Origin of the sequence: Methylobacterium sp. WL18, assembly GCF_008040015.1 — a bacterium.
GTDB classification, from domain to species: Bacteria; Pseudomonadota; Alphaproteobacteria; order Rhizobiales; family Beijerinckiaceae; genus Methylobacterium; species Methylobacterium mesophilicum.
On the sequence record NZ_VRVD01000153.1, the window covers coordinates 1 to 8,830 of the forward strand.

Genomic DNA, 8,830 nt, shown 5'->3' on the forward strand with positions numbered 1-8,830 from the left:
GCCCGGATGCGGCGCCGCCCTGGGCGGTCTCCGCCACGAGGCCGGCCACGGCCTTCTCGGCGGCGATCTGCTGGCGCGCCACCGCGGTGCCGATCGCCTGGTTCTGGGACGTCGCCAGCATCTGGCTGGCCGTGGCGGCGAGGGTGCTCATGCGACCGTTCTAACGCGAGCCCTTGAATCCGGCGTTAGCCGGATCCGCCGCCTTTGAGTGGAAACCCGTGAAGACCTGGTTTCCAAAGGGCTCAGCCCTTTGGCGGGGTTCGGGGGTGGAGCCCCCGAGCCTCCAGGGCTCAAAAACTCGGCGGCGTGCAGGCGCTGACCACCTCGCACGGGTTGGGCCCGACGCAGCGGAACCGGTGCGGGCGGCGGCTGTCGAAGCTGTAGGCGTCGCCGGGGCCGAGGATGCGCCGTTCCTCGCCGACCGTGACCTCCAGGCGCCCGGACAGCACGATGCCGCCCTCCTCACCCTCGTGGGAGAGCGGCACGCGGCCGGTATCGGCCCCGGGCTCGTAGCGCTCCTTCAGGAGTTGGAGCTTGCGCCCGAACAGGCTGTCGCCGACCTGCAGGAACGAGATCGCCCCCTTGGTCGCCCTGCGGCCGATCTCGGTGAGCTCGTTCGCGGCGAAGAACGCCTTGCGCTCCGGCTCCGGCTCGAGCGCGAAGAACTCGGCCATGCCGATCGGCACCCCGTCGAGGATGCGCTTCAGGGCGCCCACCGAGGGGTTCACCCGGTTCGCCTCGATCAGCGAGATCGCCGAGTTCGTCACCCCGGCGCGCTTGGCCAGCGCCCGCTGCGACAGGCCGTGGCGGGCGCGTACGAAGCGCAGCCGCGCGCCGACATCGATGCTCATCCGTCCCGGCCCCGTTTTAGGTGTTGAGGATCCCGCAACGGTGCCGTCCGCGGCCCCGATTCTGCAAGGGCTTGGCGGCGATCAGAAAAGGACTTGTTGCCCGATCCGCCAGGGTGTCCCCTGGATCGGACGTCGCCCCGGAGAGCCGACCCATGACCGACCATCCCCTGCGCAACACGCCGTCGCTCGACGCCTTCTGGATGCCGTTCACCGCCAACCGCCAGTTCAAGGCGGCACCGCGCATGCTCGTGGCCGCGCAGGGCATGCACTACACGGCCGACGACGGCCGCACGGTGCTGGACGGCACAGCCGGGCTCTGGTGCGTCAATGCCGGGCACGGGCGCCGGGGGATCTCCGCCGCGGTGGAGCGCCAGCTCGCCACGCTCGATTTCGCCCCGACCTTCCAGATGGGCCACCCGATCGCCTTCGAGTTCGCCGAGCGGCTCGCCGAGATCGCCCCGGGCGGCCCCGACAACCGCCTCGACCGGGTGTTCTTCACCAATTCCGGCTCCGAATCGGTCGACACCGCCCTTAAGATCGCGCTCGCCTACCAGCGGGCGATCGGGCAGGGCACCCGGACCCGGCTAATCGGCCGGGAGCGCGGCTATCACGGCGTCGGCTTCGGCGGCCTGTCGGTGGGCGGCATCGTCTCGAACCGCCGGGTCTTCCCGCAGCTCAACGGGACCGACCACCTTCGCCACACCCACGATCCCGCCCGCAACGCCTTCGTGAAGGGCCAGCCCGAGCACGGGGCGGAGCTGGCCGACGACCTGGAGCGGCTGGTGGCGCTCCATGGGGCCGAGACCATCGCGGCCTGCATCGTCGAGCCGGTGGCGGGCTCCACCGGCGTGCTGATCCCGCCGAAGGGCTACCTCGAGCGCCTGCGCGCGCTCTGCACCAAGCACGGCATCCTGCTGATCTTCGACGAGGTCATCTCCGGCTTCGGCCGCCTCGGCGCGCCCTTCGCCACGGACTATTTCGGCGTGGTGCCGGACCTCGTGACCAGCGCCAAGGGCCTGACCAACGGCACGGTGCCGATGGGCGCGGTGTTCGCCAGCCGCCCGGTGCACGACGCGCTGATGAACGGCCCCGACGGGATCGAGCTGTTCCACGGCTACACCTATTCGGGCCACCCGGTGGCCTGCGCGGCCGGCCTCGCCACGCTGGACATCTACCGGGAGGAGGGGCTGCTCACCCGCGCCGCCGACCTGGCGGACGACTGGGCCACGGCGATGCACGACCTGCGCGGGCGCAAGAACGTCATCGACATCCGCACCATCGGGCTGATCGCCGGCATCGAGCTGGCCCCCCGGCCCGACGCCCCCGGCAAGCGCGCCTACGACCTGTTCGTGGATTGTTTTGCGCGCGGGCTGCTCACCCGCGTCACCGGCGACATCATCGCCCTGTCGCCGCCGCTGATCCTGGAGCGCGGCCAGATCGGCGAGATCGTCGAGGTGCTGGGCGCGGCGATCGACCGGGTGGCGTGAGGAGCGGGGGGCGGCGGACGCGCCTCCCGACACCGATCGATGATGATGCTCTGGCGGCACGATAAACCGCTTTGTCATTCCGGGGCGCCGAAGGCGAACCCGGAATCCAGATCCGCCGACGGTGGAAATGCTTGCGCTGTCGGCGGTTATGGATCCCGGGTTCCGCTTCGCGGCCCCGGGATGACAAGGAGGATGTTCGGACGGCGGTGCAATGCCCGCATCCTTCAAAGAAGAAATAGTTCTCTGCGCCCGAGTCCTCCACGAGCACGATCGGTCCCATCCTGAAAGCGGCCAGCGACGAGAACGCCTCTCTACCAATCGCCTCCGCCAATACCCGCGGCGCGGGGGAGGGCGGCGCCGGGCGGCCTTGAAGCCTGTAGGTGCCGGCCGCATCTGCCGCTCAACCGGGATGTGAGCCGGGTCGAGAGGATGTGCATGTCGAACACCGCCCTGATCGTCGGCGCCAGCGGGATCGTCGGGAGCGCCACCGGGGCGCTGCTCGCCGGGGAGGGCTGGCGGGTGGCGGGGCTCGCCCGCAAGCCGGTGGATCTGGCGGGGGTCGAGCCGGTGGTGGCCGACCTGCAGGACCCGGCTTCCCTGGAGACGGCGCTGGCCGGCCTCGCCCCGAGCCACGTCTTTTTGGCGACCTGGCAGCGGCGCCCGACCGAGGCCGAGATGATCCGGGTCAACCGGGCGATGATCGAGAACCTGCTCGACGCCCTGCGGCCGCAGAAGAGCGTCCGCCACGTCGCCCTGGTGACCGGTCTGAAGCACTATCTCGGCCCGTTCGAGGCCTACGGCAAAGGCACCCTGCCGCAGACGCCGTTCCGCGAGGACCAGGGCCGGCTCGACATCGAGAATTTTTACTATGCCCAGGAGGACGCGGTTTTCGATGCCAGCGCCCGGGACGGCTTCACCTGGAGCGTGCACCGCCCGCATACGATCATCGGCAAGGCGGTGGGCAACGCCATGAACATGGGCACGACGCTGGCCTGCTACGCCACCCTGTGCCGCGAGTTGAAGCGCCCGTTCACCTTCCCGGGCTCGGCCGCCCAGTGGAACGGGCTCACCGACATGACCGACGCCAGGCTGCTCGCCCGCCAGCTGCTCTGGGCCTCCACCGAGCCCAAGGCCGCCAACGAGGCGTTCAACGTCGTCAACGGCGACGTCTTCCGCTGGAGCTGGATGTGGGGCCGGATCGCCGACTGGTTCGGGATCGAGGCGGTGCCGTTCGACGGCACGGTCCGGCCGCTGGAGGACAGGATGGCGCAGGACGGGCCGGCCTGGGCCGAGATCGCCAAACGCCATGACCTAGCCGAGCCGGACCTCGAAAAACTGGCCTCGCCCTGGCACACCGATGCCGATCTCGGCCGGCCGATCGAGGTCGTCACCGACATGAGCAAGAGCCGGCGGCTGGGTTTTACGGCGTATCAGCCCACCGACGACGCGTTCTACGACCTGTTCACCCGGCTCCGGGCGGATCGGCTGATTCCCTAAGGGGATATAGTGGGCTCATCCATCGCTGGATGGGGCGTGGGTCCCCTCTCCCGTTCGGGAGAGGGACAGGGTGAGGGGTGCGACCTGCCCGGAAAAACCTGGTCCCTCACCCCAACCCTCTCCCGCACGGGAGGGGGGGCACGTTGCGACCGACATAAGTCGTCGCGCGACGATCGGAACTCGGTCGGAAAGAGGGCTCTGTCCTTCCTCCCAAAATCAACCCGACCCATCAGCCCGCCCGCCGTTCCGTCCCGCACCACTCGGCCACGAACAACGCCATCGCGGTGGTGCAGCGCTGCACCGAGGCGAGGCTCACGCGCTCGTCGAAGCCGTGGACGTTCTGGGCGATCGGCCCGTAGCACAGGGCCGGCACCCGGTCGTAGAGGGCGTAGACCCGCGTATCCAGGTAGCTCGGCGACATGAAGCTCTGCAGCTTCGCGCCCATCGCCCGCTCGTGCGCCCGGCCGAGCACGGCCTCCGCCTCGGAGCCCTCTGCCAGCACGTAGCCCTCGGCGTAAAAGCCGTTGAAGGCCACGCGCGGTGGATTGTTGCCCAGGAACGGGTCTGTGCGGGCGAAGTCCGAGACCGCGGCCTCGATCTCGGCGGCGGCCCGGGCCGCCGGGACGCCCGGATAGAGCGCGACGCGGCAGTCGATCCGGCACCAGGCCGGCACCGAGGAAGCCCAGTCGCCGCCCTCGATCTTGCCGATATTCAGGTTGATCGGATGGTCCTCTGCCTCGAAGTGGCGGTGCGCGCCCTTCTCGGCGTTCCAGCGCGCCTCGAGCTCCCGCAAGGCGGCGACGACCCGATAGGTCGCGTCGATGGCGTTGGCGCCGGCGCCCATCTCGCGCACGTGGACGGGCACGCCCCGGACCTCGACGGTGAACCACAGCACGCCGGTGTTGGCGCGCACCAGCTTTTCGTCCTCGGGCTCCGGGATCAGCACGGCGTCGGCCCGGTAGCCCCGCAGATGGGTCGCGAGCGCGCCGTTGCCGGTGGATTCCTCCTCGACCACCGACTGGATCGTCACCGCGGCGGCGGGCTGGAGGCCGAGGCGGGCCAGCGCGTCGAGGGCGAACAGGTTGGCGGCGTGCCCGGCCTTCATGTCGCCGCCGCCGCGGCCGTAGAGCCAGTCGCCCTCGATCACCGGATCGAAGGGCGGATGGGTCCACAGGTCGAGGGGCCCGACCGGTACCACGTCGACATGGGCCTGCAGGATCAGCGAGCGCCCGGTCTCGGTCTGCGGGCGGTGGTGGCAGACCACGATCGGGGCGTCCGAGTGGCGCGCGTCGATCTTCGAGCCGCCCGGATGGGCCGCGATGGCGGCCCGGTCCATGGCGAAGCGCTCGGTGGCGTAGCCCCGAGCCCGGAACGCCCCGAACACGTAATCCTGGCAGGCATGCTCCGCGCCCCGCAGCGAGGCGAACCGGACCAGCGCCTGCGTGTGCGCGACTTGGTCGGCGAAGCCTTCGGCCACGGAGGCTTCGATCTCGGCGGCGAGGGCGGGGTCGAGGGCCATGAGATCTCCGGATCTGGGATGGATAGGTGGCGCCCGGCGGCGGGTTTGTGTCAACGGGCGCAACTTCCGTGGAGGGCATCTTCCGTGCCGAAGCCAGGCCGCCCCGTCCTGGGAAGGGGCCGAGGGCCAAGCCAAGTTCCGCGTGCGCGCTGCAAGGGATTGGTTCGCGCCCCCCGCGATGACGGCGAAGGCGGCCGGATCGCCCCGAAAAGCCACAGCCCCGAAAAACCCCTGCCGGATGCGGCGCGCGACGGCATCGCCGCCACCCGGAGGCGGGCAGGACTCAGCTGTGGCAGCGCCTGCGCAGTCGAACCCCGGGGCGGCGGGATTCCGCCCAGGAACCTTGGCGTTGCCAAGGGCTTAGCCTATCTCGAAGCGGTCTTTTCCCCCTCCATCGAGGTCGTTCATGCGTATCGGTCTGGTCTCGGTCCTGTCCGGCTTGCTCCTGTGGGGCACGGCGTCCCCGGCGGCCCGGGCGGATGTGCTCATCACCGTCGACAAATCCGCCCAGCGCATGGAGGTCTCGGTCGATGGGCAGCCGCGCTACACCTGGCCGGTCTCCACCGGGGTCGAGGCCTACGACACGCCCTCCGGCTCCTATCGGCCGTTCCGGATGGAGCGCACCCACTTCTCGAAGGAGTGGGACGATGCACCCATGCCGTTCGCGATGTTCTTCACGAACCAGGGCCACGCGATCCACGGCACCAACCACGTCCGCAGCCTCGGCCGCGCGGCCTCGCATGGCTGCGTGCGCCTGTCGGTGCGCAACGCCGCGACCCTGTTCAACCTCGTGAAAGCCCAGGGGGCGGGCCGGACCCGCGTCCAGATCGAGGGCGCCGACGCCCTGGTGGCCGAGCGCGGCACGCGCACCCGCCGGCTCGCCCGGAGCCGCGATCCCTATGCCCCGGACGACACCCTGGCCGACCTGGACCAGATGGGCCGGCGCACGGTCCCGGCCTCGTACGCCCGAACCGCCGTGCGCCCGGCCTACGCGCCGGTACCGGGTTATGGGTATCCGGTCGAGCTAGAGGAGTGATAGGGCGGATATTTTTATCGCTGCCACCAATCTCAATGACAGTGAACACGAAATTAATTATGTTTTTATCCAAAAATCGTAAACATCTTTATTTACAGAGTTAATATTATACAATCGTTGCTTCTACCGTTGGCGATGTTACATCTGTAATTAGCTTTCCGTGCAAATAATTTTCACCACCCCAGGATAAGTTAAATTAATCCGGAACTATTTTATTAATGACGATCTTCATGCCGACAGGTTGATAATTATCGTCCTGCATTCGAGATAAAATTAAATTCCTAAATACTTCGTACTGCACAGAACTTGCGTGTTTACCGGCGAAGCGTCTAAGTATATCTCTCCCCCGAAAAGTCTTCACCCAAGATCCATCTGCCAAATTAGTTTGATATGCTGTCGATAGTTCGAGCTCTTTAGCACGCATTTTGTCCAAACTTAGCGCGTTTTCCGAAGCGGCCTTAACTCGCTTGACTGATCGATCTATGGCTTGAAATAATTCACCCGCAAGATCACCCTTTTTTGGATCGGTCCCCGTATTGATGGAAGAAACCAGAGTAGCATTTGCAAATTCTGATAATTCGTGCCTCAAAAGCTGCGGAAGTGTTTCTGAAGCACCTTGTCGCAATTCGTCGATGATCTGCTCTTTTGTTAGTGAATTTCCCAATCCAAGAGATCGAAGCACACCTTGAATGTAGTCAATTTCAAGAAAATAGTTCTCAATATGATACACATCCCAGCTGAACACATTTACTGATTCAGCCCGAGATTCACTTCCATCCGAGTCCTTATCGGTGATCGCATAAAATTCATACGGCAGCTGCCCTTGTTTAGATGCCGTATCAAGGGTTTCATGCAACGCGTTTACCCTTGCCTTATTGCTACCTGAAATTAGATTTGCCTTTCCCTGAATATTAGGAAAAAGCGCCGCTACGACTTTTCGGTCAAAGTCAGAATCCCCGCCGCCCTCAAATAATATAACTTTGCCTCCAGGCCGGTAAGCAGCCAAATCTCCAACAAGATCAACTAATGCCAATTCTAAATCAGCGTTAGCTTTCAGCGGGCGGAGCTGAGATTCATTCCGAGAAATGTTCGAACACGGGAGCATATGAAAAACATTGTAATTAGCTGCGCCGACGACCTCTCGCAAAAGAGCGTCAGAATGCGTAACCAACCAAATTTGATTGTTAAGGGCTTCACCTAGGTGCTTTTTGTAAAACTGTGGCAAGCCACGAATTAGGCGTGGATTCAAATGAAGCTCAGGCTCGTCTAAAATGATGATTGAATTTTTTGGCGCCGAATTTCTAATACGAAGATAACCGTACAATATTTCTTTCTCACCAGAGCTTAATTCATCTAAATCATGCGTGTTGCCATCTTTGGTTTTCACCGGAAATGTAAGCGAGCCATCTGCCTTCGGCGCAGGGCCGAGAAACTCTTTGTCTGGGAAAAACGTCTCAAACAATTCCTTAAGTGTACTACTTAAGGTCGATTGCGATGCGCGAGGTACCCCGGCCTGTTCAGCAAGTATTTCCTTAACATATGACGCAGCCATTTCCCCTTTAACATTCATATATTTCTGCGAATAATTCTACAACGCAGTCTGACTACGCTGTTGCTCATTCGCATATAGATTTAAGTTTATGCCTTGAACTGACTCTCGCCCATAATGTCTTTGCGCCCCATGATAATCTAAGACCCCGATCTCATTCGGGCGAAATGTACTAAATATTAATGCAAGTGCTATCGACTGAGTGATTTGAGGAACACCTCCTGTTGGAATAGTAACCTCACCCCTTATTGTCGGCGCTGTAATTTCTCGAAGGAACTCTGGATAAAGCGCGAAGGCCCGTTGACCAACTGCAGCTTCTCGATCCCGGAATTGGGCGGCAAATAGTGCCATTTTATATCCGCCCCAAGAATACGCCTCGGGCAACTCAAGCCTCCAAACATACTCTTTGAGCAATTCGTGAATATTTGCTGAAATGAACGCTCTTTCATCCTCTGCAAGCTTGAACTCGCAGGATATTTTTAGCTCTTTATTCGCATCGTTTAATATTGTTTTGTAATCACTTGCTCTATTAGAAAGCACAATTTGAAATTCTCCCATCCATTGCTGCCATTCATTTGCTTGATATCCTCCATAGACCGATTTTAAAAGTCGAATAGCATCAAATATGCAGGATTTTCCGGACCCATTTTGTCCAGCTATAATTATTATGTGGCCCAGATCGGTCATTGATATTGATCGAATGCCACGAAAATTTGTGATATCTAAACGTTCAATTCGCAAAATGCTCTCCAAAGCTGCGGGCGTTATATATATTATTGCAACGCACCATCATTGATGGGATTTATCATCCTTAGGTTGCAAATTCAATCCATTTTTGCAATTTGAGGCTTATTTTTAATTTATTCTTCCCGCCCATCCCCCATCTTCTTT

The 8,830-nt window shown here is 62.5% G+C and carries 7 protein-coding genes; 3 read left to right on the top strand and 4 right to left on the bottom strand.

The features are described 5' to 3' along the window. Window positions 1-290: 290 nt before the first annotated feature. Complete coding sequence (locus tag FV228_RS13220; RefSeq protein ID WP_147855045.1) at window positions 291-851, bottom strand: cupin domain-containing protein; 561 nt, start codon at window positions 849-851, stop codon at window positions 291-293. A gap of 152 nt (window positions 852-1,003) precedes the next feature. Between FV228_RS13220 and FV228_RS13225 the strand changes: the two genes are divergently transcribed. Beyond that, a complete protein-coding gene (locus FV228_RS13225; RefSeq protein ID WP_147855046.1) occupies window positions 1,004-2,338 on the top strand; it encodes an aspartate aminotransferase family protein in 1,335 nt (444 codons plus the stop codon). 435 nt (window positions 2,339-2,773) lie between these two features. After that, window positions 2,774-3,835: an SDR family oxidoreductase gene (locus FV228_RS13230; protein ID WP_147855047.1), complete on the top strand. Its 1,062-nt coding sequence runs from the start codon at window positions 2,774-2,776 to the stop codon at window positions 3,833-3,835. 229 nt (window positions 3,836-4,064) lie between these two features. On the opposite strand, the gene FV228_RS13235 is transcribed toward FV228_RS13230, so the two are convergent. Beyond that, window positions 4,065-5,354: an ArgE/DapE family deacylase gene (locus tag FV228_RS13235; protein ID WP_147855048.1), complete on the bottom strand. Its 1,290-nt coding sequence runs from the start codon at window positions 5,352-5,354 to the stop codon at window positions 4,065-4,067. A 406-nt stretch (window positions 5,355-5,760) separates the two neighbouring features. On the opposite strand from FV228_RS13235, the gene FV228_RS13240 reads away from it, so the two are divergent. Continuing rightward, window positions 5,761-6,390: a L,D-transpeptidase gene (locus tag FV228_RS13240; RefSeq protein WP_147855049.1), complete on the top strand. Its 630-nt coding sequence runs from the start codon at window positions 5,761-5,763 to the stop codon at window positions 6,388-6,390. 196 nt (window positions 6,391-6,586) lie between these two features. On the opposite strand, the gene FV228_RS13245 is transcribed toward FV228_RS13240, so the two are convergent. Together FV228_RS13245 and FV228_RS13250 are read right to left on the bottom strand one after the other, a co-directional pair. Continuing rightward, window positions 6,587-7,960: an AAA family ATPase gene (locus FV228_RS13245; protein WP_147855050.1), complete on the bottom strand. Its 1,374-nt coding sequence runs from the start codon at window positions 7,958-7,960 to the stop codon at window positions 6,587-6,589. Window positions 7,961-7,978: 18 nt separating this feature from the next. Continuing rightward, window positions 7,979-8,692 (bottom strand): AAA family ATPase, encoded by a 714-nt coding sequence (locus FV228_RS13250; RefSeq protein WP_348645048.1) that lies wholly within the window; start codon window positions 8,690-8,692, stop codon window positions 7,979-7,981. Window positions 8,693-8,830 lie beyond the last annotated feature (138 nt).

Excerpts from the sequence above, each read along its gene's own strand:
- FV228_RS13220 (WP_147855045.1), bottom strand. The coding sequence starts at position 851 with ATGAGCATCGATGTCGGCGCGCGGCTGCGCTTCGTACGCGCCCGCCAC.
- FV228_RS13225 (WP_147855046.1), top strand. The coding sequence starts at position 1,004 with ATGACCGACCATCCCCTGCGCAACACGCCGTCGCTCGACGCCTTCTGG.
- FV228_RS13230 (WP_147855047.1), top strand. The coding sequence starts at position 2,774 with ATGTCGAACACCGCCCTGATCGTCGGCGCCAGCGGGATCGTCGGGAGC.
- FV228_RS13235 (WP_147855048.1), bottom strand. The coding sequence starts at position 5,354 with ATGGCCCTCGACCCCGCCCTCGCCGCCGAGATCGAAGCCTCCGTGGCC.
- FV228_RS13240 (WP_147855049.1), top strand. The coding sequence starts at position 5,761 with ATGCGTATCGGTCTGGTCTCGGTCCTGTCCGGCTTGCTCCTGTGGGGC.
- FV228_RS13245 (WP_147855050.1), bottom strand. The coding sequence starts at position 7,960 with ATGAATGTTAAAGGGGAAATGGCTGCGTCATATGTTAAGGAAATACTT.